Source organism: Pseudoalteromonas sp. ASV78 (assembly GCF_047806705.1).
GTDB classification, from domain to species: domain Bacteria; phylum Pseudomonadota; class Gammaproteobacteria; order Enterobacterales; family Alteromonadaceae; genus Pseudoalteromonas; species Pseudoalteromonas prydzensis_A.
In genome coordinates, this window is sequence record NZ_JBLOPA010000001.1 from 11,682 (window position 1) to 30,667 (window position 18,986).

The following is an 18,986-nucleotide window of genomic DNA, read 5'->3' on the forward strand; positions in this document are numbered from 1 at the left end:
AACATTAAAGTATAGTATATGTGTAACTAAAGGTATTTGTTAATATTGGTGGCTTCTTGTTAGTAAAGTGTTTGTTTATGCTTATGAGCTGACGCTGATTTTATTTCTGCCATCAGTTTTTGCTCTGTATAGCGCTGTATCGGCTGCGCATATAAGTGCTTCACAGGTACGATATTGATTATTAAATTCACAGGCAATACCTTGGCTAACACTAATCTTAACTTCTGGCGGTAAGCCAATATCTGTAAATGTCATGGCATTTATTTGTTGTTGAATATGTCTGGCAACAACGGTGGCACTGTCGCGATTGCAACGTGGCAGAATAACTGCGAATTCTTCACCGCCATATCTAGCAGCAAGACAATCCCTTGATGGTACACATTGTAAAATAACCTTGGCTATTTTTTGTAAGCACTTATCGCCTTTAATATGGCCGTAGGTATCATTAAACTTTTTAAAGTGATCAACATCAATTAATATACTACTCAATGGTTGGTGGCTTTGAATACTTTCTTGCCAGTATTGTTTTAATGATTCATCTAGCGTGAAGCGGTTAGCAAGTCCGGTTAAATGATCTGTAGATGCTTGTACTTTTAGTTTGTTATATATTGCTTTATGTATACTTAAATCATGTAATATACATACATACAGTTTTTGCGCAGACGCAATACTTGCTGGCATATTAGAAATTGATAAGTCGGCCTCAATTATATTGCCATCCGCTTTATTTATTTTTACTTCATTAGGACCAAAGTTAAGGCGAGTATCTTTTATATCTAACCAGTTGAGTAACGTATACATGTATTTATCACGGTCAGTTTGGTGTAAAAACTGTAGCAAGCTTTGCCCAATTAATGATTGTTGAGAGTCCCCCAAAAACTGTGCAGCCATTGGATTTACAAACTCAAAAGTACCTTGTTCATCGATAACAAAAATGCCTTCGGCGGTACCATTAAACAGTTCAATCAAGGCGCCAAACTGTAAGTGAGAAAGACAGGCTGAAAGGGTTTTGCCAATAGCAACTGATTGCTTATTTGCACTAAGTATTTGGTTATTGTTAGTTGTTTGCTTAGACACGTTTAATCCTTTACGCTTTGCTATACGTTTTTGGTGTCTATAAATTTACTTAAAAAAGTGCAAATAAACCTTCTGGTAATCTTCTGGTTATAAAGTACTGATTTTTATTGTTTTATTTTTTAATTTACACAGGTTTTAACTAACCTGGGTAAAGTATTCAGGCGCTCTTAGCCTGTTTTAGTTCGGTTTTTTGTTATTTTCAACTTGCAGGTCGGCGCTTAAGCCTAACTCACGCAGATCAAACCTTGCTTGTTTTACTGTTGGCTCTTGCGTTAATTGTTGCACTAGTTGCTGAAGATTATCAGCGGCAGTTGTTACAACAACAATATCGCCTACGCGGTGTTTTAGCTGCAAGTCATAACGTGTTGCCAGGTTGGTAAAATAAGTTCTTCCCTATATAACGTTATTTAGCAATGAGTGACGTTAAGGTGTTTGGTTTATAAAAAATTGCACAGGGCTGATTCAGCCCTGTGCAATTTAAAAATCAATAATTAAGCGCTGTTAATTAATTTTCTTTTTTATTGATGATTTGAGGGTCAGCACTCTTGTAAGTTGTGCCATTGCGCTCCACGTCAAAAATTAAGCATACAGCGCCGTTATTTTTATCTGTGTCTGTAATAATTATTGATTGGCCATTATCATTTATTTCTGGTGTAAAATCGCTAGCACAGTTGCCTTCTTTATCTGTGATAGTAGCTCCGCTGAATAAAAAACCTTTAGCAAGTGTTGCTTCATTTAAGCTGTAAATACCTGCGGTTTCAGTTCTGACAACACCACCGCCAGAAACTTCTTTGTTATCTTTAAAGTATGTAAAATTGGCATTGTTGCTACTGTCTAGTTCAATATTGACAGTAAAGTGAATTAGGTTTTGAGTATTATTCATATTATTTCCTTTTTTATTCATGGTTATAGTGCAAAATTAGTAATACCTAAGTTAACTAGGCTTGTTTTAATTTCAGATATCTCGCTTTCTCTGTTTAAGCAGGTGTAAGCTTGGACTAGCGGGTATGTGATTTTAATACTTTGGTTTCTTTTTTCTGTTGCAGAAATGGCTTTAATCGCATTTAAACAAAACAGACTTCGCTGTTCATTATTTTTCGTTAATTTCGCTTTAATTAAATTTATTCTTGTGGTTACTAAGTTATCTTCAAGCCTGATTTGTTTAGCTATTTGCTGCTTATAGTCTTTGTTACTCTCAAGTGCGGTTAATAATCTTTGGGCTTTGTGGGGCAAATGTCTATCTATAAAATATTGAATCAAACTAATTTGTGTATTAATGGAACTGATGTTACTAAAACTTTGTGATTTTAAGAAGTTAATAGTTTTTTCTACTCTTAAATCAATATTTTTATCATCTGACAACATTAACAAGTATGCTAAAGAGCGAAAATACATATGTTGAAACTCTTTGTTTTTTGAATCTTGATCTAGAGCCTTTCTTATAATTCTATTGGCAAAAAGGGCTTTTTCATAGGCCATTAGTTTATCGGTTAAATAGCTCAGTAAATAACTTTGTTGCATATGTATATTTGCTGACATGTAAAAAAGGCTTGCATCGTTTGGGTAGTTAACAGTCATATTTTTTACCACTGTTACTGCATTTTCTAACATATCTACTGTTGTATTAAAGCCACCTAACCTTTCTTCTGTTTTTGCAAGCCAACTAATGGTGTCTGCTTTATCACGCAGTAAGTTTTTATTATTGGGTTTGAGTTCAAGGGCTCTATTCTTAAGTATAAGTGACTCTGTAAAGCTTTGTTTCGCAGCAATGTAGTCAAATTTCTCTGTGTATAAAGACCCCAATGAATTATGTGAATACGACAACTCCATAATAGAGTTAAAATCATTCGGTGCTAATGAATACATTTTCTCGCTGTAGGCATGATATTTTTTTAATAATGGCTCGGCAGCAGCGTAATTACTTTTATCATAATGAAGCTGGCCGAGCCAAAAGGCATTGGCACCCGCGAGGGTTAATAGTTCTAGATTGTCTGGTTGTATTTTTAAAAGTGCCTCAAGTCGGGTGCGGGCGCTCTCAAACGCGGTAAATGCTTCGTCGGTTTTACCGCGGGAATAGGCTACTTCCCCCATAGCTTCAAGAGTTTGTGCGTACTGAAAGCGGTTGTTAAATTCGGCTTTTTGGTCTGTAAAGCTAAAGAGAGAATTGCCCTCATCAGCTTGATTAGTAAAATACTCCAGCGCTTTATTGCTAATACCATCGAGCAAATCCATACGTTTAACGCTACGCAGTTTATCGGCAAATTCACCCACCATAAAACCGAGTAGGTTTTCGGCTTCTAAGCGTTTTTGCTGCGCGACTTGCTCGGCATGGTAACTGCGCACGCTCATAAAACTGGCTATAAAACTGAGTAAAATAAGCGCGACAGCGGTGGCTTGTAACACTGTTTTTTTGCGTTTTGCTCGGCTGTTTGATGCCTTTATTAAACTCAGCTCAGCAGATGAGAGGCTAAACATAGCGTTATTAGCTAGGCTTTGCGCTTCTTGTAACGGCTTGCCCTGCGCTAGTAAAAAGTCGGCATGTTTTTGCTCGTTTAACCAACGCTCGGTGGCGATTTGTAAGCGACTTTTAATGGCTAAACTTTGTTGATGTTCACCTACCCACGCTATCGCGCGTTGCCAGTGACGCAGTAGCGCCTCGTGGGCTAAGCTAAAACAGGCTTGTTCATTTTTAAGATGTGATACAAATAAGCGATTGTCGACCATGGCCTGTACCAGCTGTGTTTGCGCTGGATTGTTAAGTTCATTCCAGCGAGCTGCTCTGCTAGTTAAAGTTTCGCCGTCTGCATTTAAGGTAATAAGTTTTGATAAAATAAAGTTCAGCTGAGCTTGTTGTTTGTCAGGTAACTGGCTAAAGACTTGTTCGGCTTTTTTACCGATCGCACCTTCAATACCGCCCAAGGCTTGGTATTCAGATACCAGTAGTTCATCGTTTTCGCTGCGTTGAATGTAAAGCTGCTGCAAAGTGTATTGCAACATTGGCAGGGCATCGGGATTATTGGCGGTGTCGTTACAGAGCATTTCATCCAGTGGTGTTTGGTGCTCAGGGTCAAGCTGCCAGTTAAGCCCAGCGGCTAAGGCTGGTAAGCGGATCATTTGCTTTAATTCAGAGCGAGTTGGCGGCAGTAAGTCAAAATGGGCGCCATTGGCTTTACCAGCCATTAAACTTGGTTGATTGACCACTTGCGGGTAAAAGTCATTACGACAGGCGCTAAAAATAATCATGCAGCCGCTGGTAGCGAGTTGCTCAATAACCGTTAAAAAGTTGCTGCGCTCTTGCTCGCTAAATACCGGCGACGACAGTAATACTTCAAGGCGGTCGATAAATAAAAATAAATACGCTTTTATATGGGTTGTTTGGCTTTGCTTTAAAGCGGCTTGGCAACGCTCAATAACTTGCTCAGGCGCTGAGAGTAATAACTCACTGAGGGAGTCGGCACTGATATTCGTTAAAACTGGCGCATCGTTGATTTCTAAATCAAGCAAAGTAGAGGCTAGATCGAGTATTAACCGTTCTTTACTTACGTCTGCAAAGTCGAGCAAGCAGTAAGACTCAACGCGAAAACCATCAAAGCCTGCTTCACTCATTAGTGCAGGTAATACACCAGCATTGACCAGTGATGACTTACCTGAGCCACTAGAGCCGAGCAATAAACAAAATGCGCGGCCATAATTAATTTGCGCAGATACGCGTTGTAATAGTGTGTTTATTTGCTTGCTGCGGCCAAAAAACACCGCTGCTTCATTGGCGGAAAACGCGCTTAAGCCAACAAATGGCGAATCACCTTGCCACTTACTATGGCTGGCTTTTTGTTCGTCATCGAGAGGGAGCGCTATGTTGGCGATAACGCGGTAGCCGCGCTTGCGGATTGTCTCTATGTATTGCGGATCACTGGCTTTGTCGTCAAATGCTTTACGTAATTGCGTGATGACTTTGTGTAGGGGATTATCGCCCACTGCAACAGTGCGCCAACAGTGGTTAAGGATCTCTTCACTGCTAACTAACTCTCCTTGTTTTTCGCATAATAACAATAAAACATCCATCGCTTTGGGCTCAAGTTGTTTGACTTGCGTGCCTCGTCGTAAGCTATTGGTGGCAGGTGTTACTTGCCATTCACCGACAAAGAAAACAGGTTTACTCATGCAGGGCTCATCATTGTTATTGTTAAAATTGAGATTACTTCAACAGGTTTTTTTATCCTACTGCAAGCAATAAATTAATACAATATTCTGAGTTAAATGTTAAAAAGCTTCATTAAACAGTTACAGTACAAGCGGTGTCTTATTTACGCTACTTTATGTAAAGCGTACTTGACTTTATTGTGAGCCTCAATAATACTTAGTCAAGTTTACTTGACTAAAAAGGCGAGAGCATGAAACAACAAACAGGATTAACATTCAAACAACGTAACAAACTAAACACAGTGCATTTAGCAAAGTGGACTCTGGCATGGGTTTTAACTCTGGCGCTTGCTGCGTTAGGACCAAAATCTCTATGGGCAGAGCACAACACGTTATTTAGCATAGCGGCTGTTATGCTAAATATTAGTGCGGGTATCATGATGATTTTGGCAAATAAACGCCATTTAGCTGGCTTAGATGAATTGCAGCAACGGTTACATTTAAATGCGATGGCGATTACCTTAGGAGGGAGTTTAGTATTTGGTTTAGCATACTCGGTATTACAAACGAGCGGGGTAATTTCGTTTCGACAAGGGATTTCCCATTTAGTGATGTTTATGGGGATAACTTATTTAGTGTCTGTCGTAGTGATGAATAAACAACTTGGCGCTGAGGATGAAGAATGAAAAACCGCCTTAAAGTACTGCGCGCGGAGCATGACCTTACTCAGGCAAAATTAGCGGAGCTACTTGATGTATCAAGGCAAACGGTGAATGCTATCGAAAAAGGCAAGTTCGATCCTAGTTTACCATTAGCGTTTAAAGCTGCTCGGTTATTTAAATTAAAAATTGAAGATATTTTTCAAGATGAACAAGTATAAATTTGACTCTCTGTGCACTTAAAGTGCACAGAGAGTCGTGTTGTTTATGGGGTAACTAGTTGCGGTTTTTGTTTACTCATTTGCAATGCACTCAGTAACCACATAATAAATCCACCAGCAAATAACACTGCGGCGACATAGCCGGTTTGATTTGGTTGCGCGCCTTGTGCAATGGCTAAGCCGCCAACCCAAGGGCCAATTGCATTGGCAGTATTGAATGCGCATTGTACAAGTGCGCCAATCATTGCGTGCCCATGCGGAGATACATCCATCAACATAGTTTGGATAACGGTGCCAAGTCCGACACTAAAACCGATAAAAAATATAACCGCATAAAGTAACCAAATGTTATGGCTTGCCATTACATAAGTTGCAGCAAAAACGATTGCGCCAACAAGTGCTATACCGGTGGTTTTAAGGGGCGAATGATCTGCCGCCTTACCTAAAATATAGTTGCCCAGCGTACAACCAATACCGAACATAACCATCGCAATAGATATAGTGTAGGCTGGTGTGTGGGTGACCACTAAAATTGTATCGGCAATATAAGTATAAATGCAAAATACCCCGCCAAAGCCAACAATAATGATGCCTAAAATTGACCAAACCAGCTTGTTTTTCAGTACGCTTAACTCGCTTAATAACGACGAAGGGGCTGAATTTTTGGTGTTTGGTATGAACTTTACAATTAGAATTAACGCGACAAGTGCCAGCACTGCGGTGCCCGCTAAACAATAACGCCAGCTAAAATTTTGACCGACTAAAGTAACCATAGGCACGCCAACAATCGTTGCAATGGTAAGGCCCATAAATACTTTAGACATAAAGCTGGCGCGTTTATTGGCAGGTGCTATATCTGCAGCTAATAAAATGGCAACAGCAAAATAAGCGCCGTGGGGTAAACCACTTAAAAAGCGAAATAATATAAGCTGCTCTAACGAATTAGCAAATGCGCTTAAGCCGTTAAATATAAACATCATCGACACAAATAATAGCAAAGCATTACGCTTGCGCATGTTTGCTGTGGTGATCATAAAAAACGGTGCACCGATCACCACGCCAATCGCATAGGCGCTAATGGTATAACCGCTTTGTGCTGGTGTTGAGGCAAATGTTTCGCTGAACAATGGCAGCATCGGCATCATCGAAAATTCCGATAATCCTAAAATAAAAGTACCCAGTGCAAGTACTAACAAAATAGCGGTAGTGCTTAGCGTATTGTTCACGACGCTAGGTTCAGGTGACATAGATAACCCTTGTAAAAAGATTGACGACAAAATATGAATGATTTATTTAATAAAAAGCAGGAAACTGCAATTTTGAAGAATGAATTAAACCGCAATTGTATGATAAAAATAAGTCAGCGTCTTGCACTAAAAGCAGTGTATTTAGAGCAGAAAATACAATTTTAGCTTGCAGCGTTTTTGGTTGAATAGGAACGTTCTAATTTTCAATGACTTGATATGAACACTTTGGTTATTAAGCGATATGCTGATGAAAAATAAATTTGCAGTGGTCGTGGCTATTTTGTGTTTTTAGTGTTTTAACAGCCTTTTAAAAGTTATAAGCGTGTTTAAGATAAGGGCAATAAGCATCGAGTAAGGGCTTGGGGTGCGACAATTTGTCGCGTATTCAGTGCTGTCGTCAAGTTATATACTTTGCTCATCTTAAACCTGTTGTAATTAAAGAATAAAATGAGCAACCACAATTCAGTTATCAATTCACGTTATGCACTTTCTCCGTTAGCACTTTGCATAGCGAGTTTAGTCTCTCCTTATGTACTTGCTGATGATTCAATTGAAGTGATTGAAGTTCAAGGCCAAAACGTTAACAGTCATGCAAATTTAGGTTCTGCTGAACAGCTTTTAACTGAGTTGGGGGTCGATTTTTCTGCGGCAGGTGGTGTCTCTAGTTTACCTATATTAAATGGCATGATGGGCGATAGAGTTAAAGTGCTGGTCGATGGCGCAGATATTACCGCAGCCTGTGGCAATCAGATGAACCCGCCTTTGTCGTATATTTCAGCTAATCAGCTATCGTCTTATCAAGTGGTTGCAGGTATTTCGCCAGTAAGCGCTGGTGGCGATAACATTGCCGGCGTCATTGCAGTAAACACCATTGCCCCGCAATATGGTGAAAGTGATACGTTAGCGTGGCATTCTGGTTATGTGTCGGCGCAGTATCGCAGTGTAAACAATGCGCAAGCGGTAGGTGTTGGCGCACGACTTGCCAGTGACAGCTTTAGTTTAAATTATCAAGGTGCCTTTGAAGACGCTGATAGTTATGATGATGGTAATGGTGATTTAGTATTAGATACTCTATATCGCGTGCAAAATCATGCATTAACTGCAGCGCTACGAGATGAAAAACAACAGTTAGTGGTTAAATTAACGCATCAAAAAATACCGTTTCAGGGCTTTGCTAATCAATATATGGATATGACGGATAACACTAGTTATGGTTTAGTTACTCAGTATAAACGCCAGCTTGACAGCGGTGAGTTTCAAGCGCAAATAAACTTTAACGATGTAAAGCACGAAATGGGTTTTTTCAGCGCTGAAAAAACCGGCATGATGCCGATGAATACCGACGCACAAGATATCAGCTATCAACTTAATTGGCGTTTAAACCTTGATGCTGACACAGTATTACTGCTCGGCCAAGAATACTATGGTTACCGCATTGATGATTGGTGGCCTGCGATTGAAGACTCAATGATGATGGGGCCTAACGACTATGTAAATATTAATGACGGTGAACGCGACCGCTACACCGGTTTTGTTGAGCTGCAAAAGCAGCTAAATAACAAGTGGTGGGTCTCTGCTGGTACGCGTATTGAATATGTGCAAACTAATGCAGGCGAAGTGCAGCCATATTCAGACATGACCATGGGCGATGGCATGAATGGCATGTCAGGTATGGGAAATATGCCAGGAATGAATATGGCAGATCCAAACCAAGATGCGGCAAAAGAATTTAATGCCATGGATCGCGCGCGCAGTGACACGCTGGTGGATGCCAGCCTATTGTTACGCTACCAAATTAGTAATGAAGATGAACTACAATTTGGCTTAGCACGTAAAAATCGCGCGCCTAATTTATATGAACGTTATAGCTGGGGTGTCAGCAGCATGTCGACCAGTATGATCGGTTGGTTTGGTGATGGTAACGGTTATATTGGTAATCCTGATTTAGACCCTGAAACCGCTCATACTATTAGTAGCAGTTACACTAAATCGGCAAACGATGGTCAATGGCAAGTCACAGCCAATGCGTGGTATACCCAAGTAAATGATTATATTGATGTTACTGTTGTTGGCAGCACTAACCGCACTGATATGCCAGCAACACAACGTAACACCTTACAATTTACCAATTTAGACGCCACACTTTATGGCGCTAAGCTTGAAGGTATTATCCGTGTTGTTGATAGTAAAAATGCAGGTACATGGGATCTAACAGCCGCGCTTACTAGCACCCATGGCGAGCGTGATGACAGTGATGAGCCGTTATATCAAATAATGCCACTGCACAGCAAAATAGCCCTTGAGCAACAACTCGGTAAATGGCAAAACTCATTAAGCTGGCAGTGGGTAGATAGCAAAACGCGTGTAGATCCGCTTCGTATTGAAAATCTAACAGGCAACTATAGCTTAGTGAATTTAGCAACCAAGGCGACATGGGATAAGCTAACCATTAGGTTGGCAATTACTAACTTACTTGATCAGTACTATCAACAGCCGTTAGGCGGAGTCAGTATTGCTGATTTTAAAACAGATATGAGCCAAGGCTTCAGCCAATTAGCAGGACAAGGGCGATCGGTTAATGCCGGTATCAGCTACGCGTTTTAATAAATAGAAAATTAGTTAAGTTCTTTTAAAGGCCAAATAATTTGGCCTTTTTTGTACTTAAGAAACATTGTTAATGTTATTTTTAAAACATACTATTAGCTCATTAAAAATAATGAATAGTTAAAGGATCTAAGCTATGAAGTTTTACCCTCTTTTATTTGTGTTAATAAGTATATTTAGCATCCCCGGATTTGCCGCTAGCACTTCGGAGCAAGAATTTACACGTCAGTATACTGAACGTGCGAAATTGGCACTCAAGCAAGCAACCTTCAATCATGTAGATGATCTTGTCATTGAAATTGAGTTTAAAAATGGTTTAAAAGTAACGAGTTATTTAGCAAATAGCTATGCACGTTATATTTCAGGGCAAGCAAGTATGGATGAAGCGTTAACAGACTTTATCGCCAGTCAAGTTGAATATCAAAATTTAGATGAATCAGATGTACTTAATATTAGCCAGTTACGGCCAGTGATAAAATCACAAAGTTATTTAGATGGAGTGAAAAGTCAGCTAGCAGCTGCGGGAGTGAACGAAATACAGCAGCCTTATTATGAAAAGTTAACAGGTGAGCTATTGGTGTTTTATGCAATAGATTCACCTGATAGTTTACGCTTTCTTACTCAACAAGACTTTCAAAGCTTAGCGTTATCAAGTCGTAACTTAAGAAGTAAAGCAATCGCTAATTTAGATGAATATTTAAATACCATTAATGCAAAAATAGAAAAATTAGACATCGGAGATCATGGTGATGTTTATATGTTAGTTGCTGATGAAAATTATGAAGCAACAGCTATTCTTACGCCATCATTCAAAAAGTTACTTAAACAAAAAATTTCTGGGGAGGTTGTTATTGGCATACCTAGTCGCAATATTTTACTTATCGCCAGTAAAAGTGATAGTAAGGCAGTAATGTCTGTAGCAGGGATCACTTACAGTCAATTCCCTGAGCTTGCTTATGCAATATCACCCTATATCTATACACTCAAAGACGATAGCTGGCAGCAAATTGACCTTTAGAAGCTTACGAGAGAAACGTGTTCACTTTCACGCTTCATCATTTACTAAAGCAACTGGTTGTTCCTCAACAAGTAAAGCCAATCTTTCACGTTCAGCTTTAGAAGCGTAAGCAGGCTTATTACTTTTGTGTAATTTAGCATTAGCGCGCTTATCTTTTTGATTAAATTTAGTAACGATCTTTTTTCTGCGGTTCATGGTTTATCTTCACGCGCTTACTAGCACCCATGGTGAGCGTGATGACAGTGATGAGTCGTTATATCAAATAATGCCATTGCACAGCAAAATAGTCCTTGAGCAACAACTCGGTAAATGGCAAAACTCATTAAGCTGGCTATAGCTTAGTGAATCTAACAACCAAGGCGACATGGGACAAGCTAACCGTTAGGTTGGCAACTACTAACTTACTTGATCAGTATTATCAACAGCCGTTAGACGGAGTCAGTATTGCTGATTTTAAAATTGATATGAGCCAAGGCTTCAGCTACGCGTTTTAAAAATAAAATGAGGAGCCCAAGGGGCTCCTCTTTATTGACTATTAAGTGCTGAGTTAGTAAGGGTTAGTCGGTGAGTAAAAATTACTGCTATTACCGTCAATACTCACATCGAGCTGTGCGCTGTTATGCGAATGAGTAATCACATTATAGCTGTCTCCTGGTAATAGTTTAACTCGGCTCACATTTTGATAATCAACGGCACTACCACATTGTAAGGTCTGACGTACTGTACGAGAGGTTTCTTTGAAAATATACACCTCGGCACTGCCATCAACAATGCCATTACCATCTGCATTTATAAACAGTGAGGTTGCCTCACTGGCTGCGATAGAAAAGTGCTGATTGCTGTGATGGCCTAAAGACACGATGGCGCGGCCCATTCTGTCACGTTCTTGGAAGTGCGTATCGGTTAAGCTATTGTCTAAAACAGGCACATCAATAAAGCGACTGCTGAAGTTAAGTGTTTCATGGCAAAAGTCAGTGACTACTTCATCGGATACTGCGCCAGCAACGCCATCTGGGTCGTACACGCTGTTTGCCATTAACGCCATGCCTGCAGACGTTCCGCCAACGACACCACCTTTATCAAAAACATGTTGCACAGCGGTTTGTACTTTTGTGCCTTGCCATTGATTGAGATAATCTGATTGATCACCGCCTGCAATCCAGACAAACTCGGCGCTGCGGATAGCCCAGTCAACATAGTCATCATTCGCTTTGTTGCGAGTATCAATGATCAGTGTTTCTACTGAGTCGGCATTCATTAAGTTCAATAAATAATCGTTGTAGGCGTCAGTACCTGAGGTTCTAAGCACAACAACATCGGCACCGCTGCCAACATGGTTAGCAACGCGATTACTAAATGCTTGATCAACATCACTGCCACCGCCCATCAGTAATACAGCACCTTGATCAGCTGTTAATGTGTTGCATGAATCAGCACTGCCACCTTGTAAATATGCTTGTAATGAACCTGGCTTTGCAGGGCGAGAGCTATAGCCACAATCACCGCTGCCACTTCCTCCACCGGTGTTACTACCTTCACCAAAATTGACCGTTAAATCGTACCAGCCCGTACCCGAGTAACGCGTTACTTTTACATAATAAGTACCCGTTGCTTGTGCACTATAACTGCCTGTTTCTGGTACATTGCTAGTTGCCCCTTCGGCAACAGCAGCTCCTGTTTCTTGGTATAATGCCCAGTCAAAATCGTCGTTAGCGTTGTGGTCAAGGTTGACCTCAATAGGCCCGACTTGAGTTACTTCAAAGCTAAACCAATCAGTATCATTGCGACTCAACGAGCCTGCAACGGTGGTATTACTACAAAGTGGGGTATTTGCATTGCTTTCAGTGTCGTTTGCTTCAACTTCGTTTGTTAAGCAAGCATTGCTTGCAAACGAAAAAAACATGCACGCGGCTAGTGATCCATTAAGAATTGAGAGTTTTCTTTTCATTATTGTTACCTGAATTTTAATTACATAGAAGCCTTCCTACTGCGAGGCATTATTGCTTTTAAATTATTCAGGTTTTTTTATTCGTCGAACCATTCACTTAAATGATAGTTGACAGAACATTCTTGAGGAGCACTAGGAGCGATAATAAATAGTTTGTTCATTTATGCCTCCTAAGTGATTATTGGTGTGTTTCAGCATTGTTGCTGAATACTAAATATTACATCTGAAGGTTTTATTTGCAACTATTTATTAACTTTTATTTCACTTTGATCTCAAGCTTTTGTTTTTATTGATTTATCAACACGCTTCATGGTTTAAAGTGTCTATTTGCTGTTCTTGAGCCAGTAGTGCCAATCTTTCACGTTCAGCTTTAGACACATAAGCAGGCTTATTACTTTTATGTAATTTTGCATTTGCGCGCTTATCTTTGTTATTAAACTTTGTAACGATTTTCTTTCTGCGATTCATCGGGGTGGCTTATACGCTTAAAAATGGTGGCATAGTATACAGCGTAATAAGTACTATAAGCTATCGAATTATTTACTGGTTAGAAAATAGCCGCGATGGCAGTGACAAAGCTGGCATCATGATCACCAACAGCGTTACACTTAGGGCTTAATTTGGTCTTTCAATTTAAATAGGATCTCGCTTTGAAACAGTTTTTTTTAGCAAGTTTTGCATTATTAGCACTTAATGCTAATGCCAATATTAATAACCACAGCGATGCTGCTGTCGACTACGCAGTCAAAACATATCAAGATGCGCAAATTCATACCTTAGCTAATTTAGTATCATTCCCGACGGTTAATAAAGACGGCATCAATACGCCCGATAATCCCGACTTTATTGGCTTTAAAGCGCTTTTAAAAATGAAAGCTGCAGAGCTTGGTTTTGATTACCAAGATTTAGGTTACACAGTGTTAATTGGTATGGGTCAGCAAACAGATAAAGTAACCATAGTAACCCATGGCGATGTGCAACCTGCCAACCCGAATAAGTGGAAAAAAAGCCCGTTTGAAATAGATAGTACCTCAGAGCCTGGTAAATTAATTGCTCGTGGAACAGAAGACGACAAAGGCGCCATTGCCACCGCACTTTATGCGATGAAAGCGATTAAAGATCAAGGGATAACGCTTGATAACCGTATTGAGCTGATGATTTACTTAGCGGAAGAGTCTGATTGGGGGCCGCTTGAAGAGTTTATGAAAAGTTATCAGCAGCCTAAATATGCGGTCACTATTGATGCGTCATACCCAGTGGTTGTCGCGGAAAAAGGTTGGAGCTTAATTGCACCAACGTTTAATGCTACCTCAGCACAAACAGGGGTGTATGTAAGTGAACTTACTGGCGGCGCTTTTAAAAGCCAAATACCAGAAGATGCGAGTGTGGTATTACATAACGCCGATACTGCGTTAGTCAGCAAACTTAAACATGCAGCGAGTGCGCTTAACGCTGTGGAATTTAACTTTAGCGAGCAAGCTGATGGTGTTGTTATCAGCGTAAAAGGGTTGTCTGCCCATTCATCAGAGCCCGAATCTGGGGTTAACGCGATTGCTTACTTAGCGGAAGTTTTTAAAGGTGTTGAGCTTGAGAATAACAGTGATGGTCAAACTATTGCGTTTATTAATCAGCTAATTGGTCTTGATATACATGGCAAACAGTTTGGTGATATTGCTTATGAACATGACTTTATGGGACCTATGACAGTAGCACCAACGCTTATTGAACGTGATGGTAATGAACTCACACTGGCCGTGAATTTACGTCGTCCAATGGGTAAAGATGAAGCGCTATTACGTACGCAAATTGATACCGCACTGAGTAATTGGCAAGTGATAAATAACGTAACGTTATCTGGTGTTGATGTGGTGATTGGCACGCCAATGTTGCTCGACAGCGCACCTCATGCACAAGCATTATTAGATATTTTTAAACACTTTACCGGTGATCAAGAGGCTGGATTTGTATCTATTGGCGGCGGTACCAATGCAAAGTTATTTGATAATGCAGTATCGTTTGGGCCATCAATGCCAGGTAAGCGCTACACCGGCCACTCAGAGCATGAGTTTATTACCTTAGAGCAACTTAAGTTAAACCTTAAAATGTATACAGCAATGATGATAAAGCTGGGTAATATGTAACTTAGGCCGGTTATACCCATAAAGTAAAACGCCGCTAAATAGCGGCGTTTTTGATTTTTCACTCATTAAAACTGAGCTACAAATTTAATGCTATATGCCTCACCGTCCGCTCTGTCGAAAAAGTTAGCAGTGAAGTAATATTGACTATCAATGAAGTACTTAGCTTCAAGTAATAATTTAGAATCAGCAACACCTGCACCAACCGCAACATGGCGATTAAAATAATAATTTGCAAGGCTAGTTATATAAGGATTAAAGTTATTATAGTGATAAGCAACATCTACAGCTAAATAACTATCAGCATAAAGATGTGCAAAATAGCGAGTTGATAAGCTCCATATTTCTAATTCATCGTCAGTGTTAGCTGTAAGGCCTAGGTAATCGCTATCATTAAGTTGATAGTTATATTGCGCTGTAAACCGATAGATTGTGTCGGTATTTTCAAACTCTTGCATTTGCACAGATACTTTTAGATCGTCAGCAAATAAATAACCAACACCTACAGAGTAATCATCTGTTTCACTCAAATCAGAAAATTCTAAGTTTGCAAACCAGTTACCGTAAAAGCCTTCGCCAAATACGCCAAAGCTGTTGGCTAAATCACTATTGGAATAATCTAATTTGATATTTGAATCAGTGTCTAAGTAGCCGTAATCATCCCATACGCCAGAGTTTTGCTGCGGCGCAAAATAGTAATGGCTCGATAAGTACATAGTGTCATAGTCATAACCTGTATTTTCTAAGGTTGTGTATTGAATTGAGTTAAACCATTGACGAGTTTCAGACTGCTGCGCATTAACAGTGGCAGAGCAAGATAATGCAAGTAATGAAATAGGCAGAAAATAACGCATTTGTGTCCTTTCTTGGCGATTTAAATATAGTTTCGTTGCTGCGGGTACAAAAATAAAGCGCGAATGTTATAGCCAATTAATATTGATTGCTAGTTCTACTTCACTATTAATTTAGCCCTTAAGTCTTTAATTAAGCTAAATTTACATCAAAAAGTAGTAGCTCGTTTACAATTTTTTATATTAACAACCTTGATTTTCCATAAAACGCTTAACATTTACGCGACTAAATGATAAAAAGTTTTACCGCCTACTGCGTTTAAAATAAATGGATAGTTGTAATGATGGAATTTTTAAACTTAGCGCTTACCTTCCCCACTGTGATTTTTTCAGCCCTGTTGTTAGTTGTGATGTTGTTTTGGCTAATAACCCTTATTGGCTTTGCTGACATTGATATGTTTGAGTCAGATCTTGAAATTGAAGCCGATGCGTCGCAAAGTTCAGGATTGAGTTCATGGTTTAGTATGGGTTTTGGCGGTATTCCAATTACTGTATCTATTAGTCTCGTAGTGATGAGCAGCTGGTTGCTCAGCATCTATGCCCACAAGTTTTTTGCCTATCTGCTAGGCGACGGTATTTGGTTTTATATTTTTGGCGTGTTAATGCTAGTCGCTTGCTTATTAATCGCGATACCCGTTGCGGCCATTATTTCACGCCCGTTACAGCGCTTTTTTCGCAGCGCACAAACCTCGCAAAGTTCAGATTTACTCGGTTTAGAATGTGTTGTTGCCACTGGCAAAGTAACCAATACATTTGGCCAAGCACGGGTTAAATTTCAAGGCACAGAGCAGTTAATTGAAGTTAGAGCCGAGAATAACGAGCAGTTTACATCAGGCGACACCGCAGTGTTGCTTGAACACCTCAAAGAGCAACACTGTTACATAATTACCGCCAAACCTTGGTAATGGCCTAAATAATTTAGGTATACGTAACAGATAATAAATCGATAATCACGTTAGGACATAACATGGAATTTTTAGATAACCTCATACCTATATTGACTTTTGTAGGTATAGCAATCGCTGTTATTTTTGCTATTTTGCTGATCATTGGCAAGTTTTATCGCAAGGTAGAGCAAGGCCAAGCGCTGATCATTAATAAAATGAAAAGCGAGCCGGATGTCACCACCACGGGCGGAATTGTCTACCCAGTGATCCATAAAATGGAAGTGATGGACATTTCAACTAAACGCATGGTGCTGGAGCGTAAAGATAAGGGCGGTTTGATCTGTAAAGATAATATTCGCGCTGATATCGCCATTACTTTTTATATTCGTGTTAACGAAAATAAAGAAGATATTTTACGCGTTGCTAAGCAAGTTGGTTGCGCCCGTGCATCGGAGCACGACACACTGCAAGAGCTGTTTGAAGCGAAGTTCTCAGAAGCGCTAAAAACTGTTGGTAAACGCATGGATTTTGTTGAGTTATTTACTCACCGAAATGAATTTCGCGATAACATCAAAGAAGTGATTGGCCAAGATTTATCGGGTTATACCCTTGAAGATGTGGCTATTGATTACCTTGAACAAACCTCGATTGATAAGCTTGATCCGCAAAATATTCTTGATGCCGAAGGTATTCGCCGGATCACTGAAATGACCGCAGTACAAAATGTATCGACCAATCAATTGAAGTGTGATGAACGCGCTAAGATTGAGATCCAAAATCAAGAAGCCACTGAAAAGTCACTGGAAATTGAGCGTCAAAAGCAAGACGCTATGTCACGTCAAGTGCGCGAAATTGAAACTGTAAAAGCCCGTGAATACGCCGAAGCTGAAAAAGTACGCCAAGAAGAGCGCTTAAAATCAGAGCAAGCCCGTATTCAAACCGAAGAAGCGATTGGCATTAGCGAGCAAAATAAGCAACGTGAGCTTGATATTGCCGAGCAAAACCGCTTACGCGTTTTGGGTATTGAAGAAGAAAAAGTTGCTCGTTCACGTGAAATTGAAGTGATCGAACGTGAAAGAGAAACCGAAATCCTGCGCATCAATAAAGAAAAAGCACTGGAAGTAGAACGTAAAGAAATTGCCGATGTAGTGCGTGATCGCGTGATTGTTGAAAAATCAGTGGCCGAAGAAGAAGAGCGCATTAAAGATGTGAAAGTACTCGCAGGTGCAGAGCGCGAGAAGAGTGCGATGATCATTCGTGCCAAAGCCGAAGCCGAGCAGTCATTAGTAAAAGACATCGAAGCTGCAAAAGCGCAAGAGCAAGCCGCAGAATATAAAGCTCGTGAGCTTGAAACAATGGCCAATGCCGAGCTTAGAATTGCTAATCAACAAGCTGAGTCGAAAAAGATTCTGGCCCATGCGCAGCAAGTTGAAACCGCTGCTAAAGGGCTTGCTGAAGCGGATGTTATTAAAGCGAAAGCCGAAGCAAATGCAATTCAAGGTGAAACTGATGCTAAAGTAATGCGTCAAAAACTGGAAGCTGAAGCACAAGGTAACCGTGAAATAGGGTTATCTCAGGCGCAAGTACAAACAGCGATGGCTGATGCGAATGAAAAACAAGGTGAAGTAGAAGCGATTAACCTTGAGCGTAAGATGCGTGCAGAAGCAAAAGGCCTAGAAGAGAAGCTACAAGCCTTGAATGCGATGGATCAAGATGCTCGCGATTACGAAAGCTTTACGTTGCAGCTTAACCAGCAAAAAGAGCTGGTATTAGCAAAAATTTCAGCTAGCAAAGACATCGCCGAGCACCAAGCACACATTATGGCGAAAGCCTTAGGTAATGCTGATATCAATATTATGGGCGGCGATGGTCAGTTCTTTAATCAATTTATGAGTGCGATCAGTTTAGGTAAATCAATTGATGGCTTAGTTGATGAAAGTAAAACCGTACAAACCGTATTTAAAGATCACTTAAACGGTGATCGTAATTTAATTGAAGACCTAAAAGGGGTGTTAGCTGGGGCGAATGGCTCAGCAGAAACACTTAAAAACTTCAACATGAGTAAGTTATTAAAGCAGTTAAGTAATACCTCTGCGGCTGAAAAAAGCCAATTACTAAGCATGTTAGGCGGTAACTTAGGTGGTGGGTTAGATGAGAAAATTAAACTAGATCCAAAAGACTAGCTTATACCCTTAG

Annotated in this window: 18 protein-coding genes; 9 read left to right on the top strand and 9 right to left on the bottom strand. The window is 40.1% G+C overall.

Annotated elements, in window-relative coordinates; all coding sequences use genetic code 11:
• Nucleotides 1-81: 81 nt before the first annotated feature.
• The 4 genes from ACMVDV_RS00040 to ACMVDV_RS00055 all read right to left on the bottom strand — a co-directional run bounded on the left by ACMVDV_RS00040 (nucleotide 82) and on the right by ACMVDV_RS00055 (nucleotide 5,238).
• Nucleotides 82-1,017 carry a GGDEF domain-containing protein gene (locus ACMVDV_RS00040; RefSeq protein ID WP_414704861.1) on the bottom strand — a complete coding sequence of 312 codons (936 nt, stop codon included), beginning with the start codon at nucleotides 1,015-1,017 and terminating at the stop codon, nucleotides 82-84.
• A 237-nt stretch (nucleotides 1,018-1,254) separates the two neighbouring features.
• The gene (locus ACMVDV_RS00045; protein ID WP_414704860.1) at nucleotides 1,255-1,431 is read right to left on the bottom strand and encodes a hypothetical protein; all 177 of its coding nucleotides are present in this window, start codon (nucleotides 1,429-1,431) and stop codon (nucleotides 1,255-1,257) included.
• A gap of 151 nt (nucleotides 1,432-1,582) precedes the next feature.
• Nucleotides 1,583-1,960: a DP-EP family protein gene (locus ACMVDV_RS00050; RefSeq protein WP_416156766.1), complete on the bottom strand. Its 378-nt coding sequence runs from the start codon at nucleotides 1,958-1,960 to the stop codon at nucleotides 1,583-1,585.
• Nucleotides 1,961-1,983: 23 nt separating this feature from the next.
• Nucleotides 1,984-5,238 (bottom strand): winged helix-turn-helix domain-containing protein, encoded by a 3,255-nt coding sequence (locus ACMVDV_RS00055; RefSeq protein WP_416156767.1) that lies wholly within the window; start codon nucleotides 5,236-5,238, stop codon nucleotides 1,984-1,986.
• 230 nt (nucleotides 5,239-5,468) lie between these two features.
• Here ACMVDV_RS00055 and ACMVDV_RS00060 point away from each other — a divergent pair, with 230 nt between their 5' ends.
• Complete coding sequence (locus ACMVDV_RS00060; protein ID WP_416156768.1) at nucleotides 5,469-5,903, top strand: hypothetical protein; 435 nt, start codon at nucleotides 5,469-5,471, stop codon at nucleotides 5,901-5,903.
• On the top strand, nucleotides 5,900-6,097 hold the full coding sequence (locus ACMVDV_RS00065; protein ID WP_304184328.1) for a helix-turn-helix transcriptional regulator: 198 nt from the start codon (nucleotides 5,900-5,902) through the stop codon (nucleotides 6,095-6,097). The genes ACMVDV_RS00060 and ACMVDV_RS00065 overlap by 4 nt, the downstream gene beginning before the upstream one ends.
• 44 nt (nucleotides 6,098-6,141) lie before the next feature.
• Here the strand turns inward: ACMVDV_RS00065 and ACMVDV_RS00070 are convergent, their stop codons facing one another.
• Complete coding sequence (locus ACMVDV_RS00070; protein WP_304184330.1) at nucleotides 6,142-7,344, bottom strand: MFS transporter; 1,203 nt, start codon at nucleotides 7,342-7,344, stop codon at nucleotides 6,142-6,144.
• A gap of 447 nt (nucleotides 7,345-7,791) precedes the next feature.
• On the opposite strand from ACMVDV_RS00070, the gene ACMVDV_RS00075 reads away from it, so the two are divergent.
• On the top strand, nucleotides 7,792-9,948 hold the full coding sequence (locus tag ACMVDV_RS00075) for a TonB-dependent receptor (protein ID WP_416156769.1): 2,157 nt from the start codon (nucleotides 7,792-7,794) through the stop codon (nucleotides 9,946-9,948).
• A gap of 136 nt (nucleotides 9,949-10,084) precedes the next feature.
• Nucleotides 10,085-10,966: a DUF1444 family protein gene (locus ACMVDV_RS00080; protein ID WP_416156770.1), complete on the top strand. Its 882-nt coding sequence runs from the start codon at nucleotides 10,085-10,087 to the stop codon at nucleotides 10,964-10,966.
• Nucleotides 10,967-10,993: 27 nt separating this feature from the next.
• On the opposite strand, the gene ACMVDV_RS00085 is transcribed toward ACMVDV_RS00080, so the two are convergent.
• The gene (locus ACMVDV_RS00085) at nucleotides 10,994-11,161 is read right to left on the bottom strand and encodes a DUF2986 domain-containing protein (protein ID WP_416156771.1); all 168 of its coding nucleotides are present in this window, start codon (nucleotides 11,159-11,161) and stop codon (nucleotides 10,994-10,996) included.
• Between ACMVDV_RS00085 and ACMVDV_RS00090 the strand changes: the two genes are divergently transcribed.
• Both ACMVDV_RS00090 and ACMVDV_RS00095 read left to right on the top strand, forming a co-directional pair.
• Nucleotides 11,160-11,303, top strand: coding sequence for a hypothetical protein (locus ACMVDV_RS00090; RefSeq protein WP_416156772.1), 144 nt, complete (start codon nucleotides 11,160-11,162; stop codon nucleotides 11,301-11,303). The genes ACMVDV_RS00085 and ACMVDV_RS00090 overlap by 2 nt on opposite strands.
• A gap of 4 nt (nucleotides 11,304-11,307) precedes the next feature.
• Entirely contained in the window at nucleotides 11,308-11,460 is a 153-nt protein-coding gene (locus ACMVDV_RS00095) for a hypothetical protein (RefSeq protein ID WP_416156773.1), read from the top strand.
• Nucleotides 11,461-11,513: 53 nt separating this feature from the next.
• Here the strand turns inward: ACMVDV_RS00095 and ACMVDV_RS00100 are convergent, their stop codons facing one another.
• Together ACMVDV_RS00100 and ACMVDV_RS00105 are read right to left on the bottom strand one after the other, a co-directional pair.
• The gene (locus ACMVDV_RS00100) at nucleotides 11,514-12,914 is read right to left on the bottom strand and encodes a pre-peptidase C-terminal domain-containing protein (protein WP_416156774.1); all 1,401 of its coding nucleotides are present in this window, start codon (nucleotides 12,912-12,914) and stop codon (nucleotides 11,514-11,516) included.
• Between the two features lie 297 nt (nucleotides 12,915-13,211).
• A complete protein-coding gene (locus ACMVDV_RS00105) occupies nucleotides 13,212-13,382 on the bottom strand; it encodes a DUF2986 domain-containing protein (protein ID WP_304184340.1) in 171 nt (56 codons plus the stop codon).
• 182 nt (nucleotides 13,383-13,564) lie between these two features.
• Here ACMVDV_RS00105 and ACMVDV_RS00110 point away from each other — a divergent pair, with 182 nt between their 5' ends.
• Nucleotides 13,565-15,055 carry a dipeptidase gene (locus ACMVDV_RS00110; RefSeq protein WP_416156775.1) on the top strand — a complete coding sequence of 497 codons (1,491 nt, stop codon included), beginning with the start codon at nucleotides 13,565-13,567 and terminating at the stop codon, nucleotides 15,053-15,055.
• 65 nt (nucleotides 15,056-15,120) lie between these two features.
• On the opposite strand, the gene ACMVDV_RS00115 is transcribed toward ACMVDV_RS00110, so the two are convergent.
• Nucleotides 15,121-15,906, bottom strand: coding sequence for a putative porin (locus ACMVDV_RS00115; RefSeq protein ID WP_304184343.1), 786 nt, complete (start codon nucleotides 15,904-15,906; stop codon nucleotides 15,121-15,123).
• A 278-nt stretch (nucleotides 15,907-16,184) separates the two neighbouring features.
• On the opposite strand from ACMVDV_RS00115, the gene ACMVDV_RS00120 reads away from it, so the two are divergent.
• Nucleotides 16,185-16,808 (top strand): DUF1449 domain-containing protein, encoded by a 624-nt coding sequence (locus ACMVDV_RS00120; protein WP_416156776.1) that lies wholly within the window; start codon nucleotides 16,185-16,187, stop codon nucleotides 16,806-16,808.
• 62 nt (nucleotides 16,809-16,870) lie between these two features.
• Nucleotides 16,871-18,973, top strand: a complete 2,103-nt coding sequence (locus ACMVDV_RS00125; protein ID WP_304184345.1) for a flotillin family protein — start codon at nucleotides 16,871-16,873, stop codon at nucleotides 18,971-18,973.
• The last annotated feature ends 13 nt before the right edge of the window (nucleotides 18,974-18,986 follow it).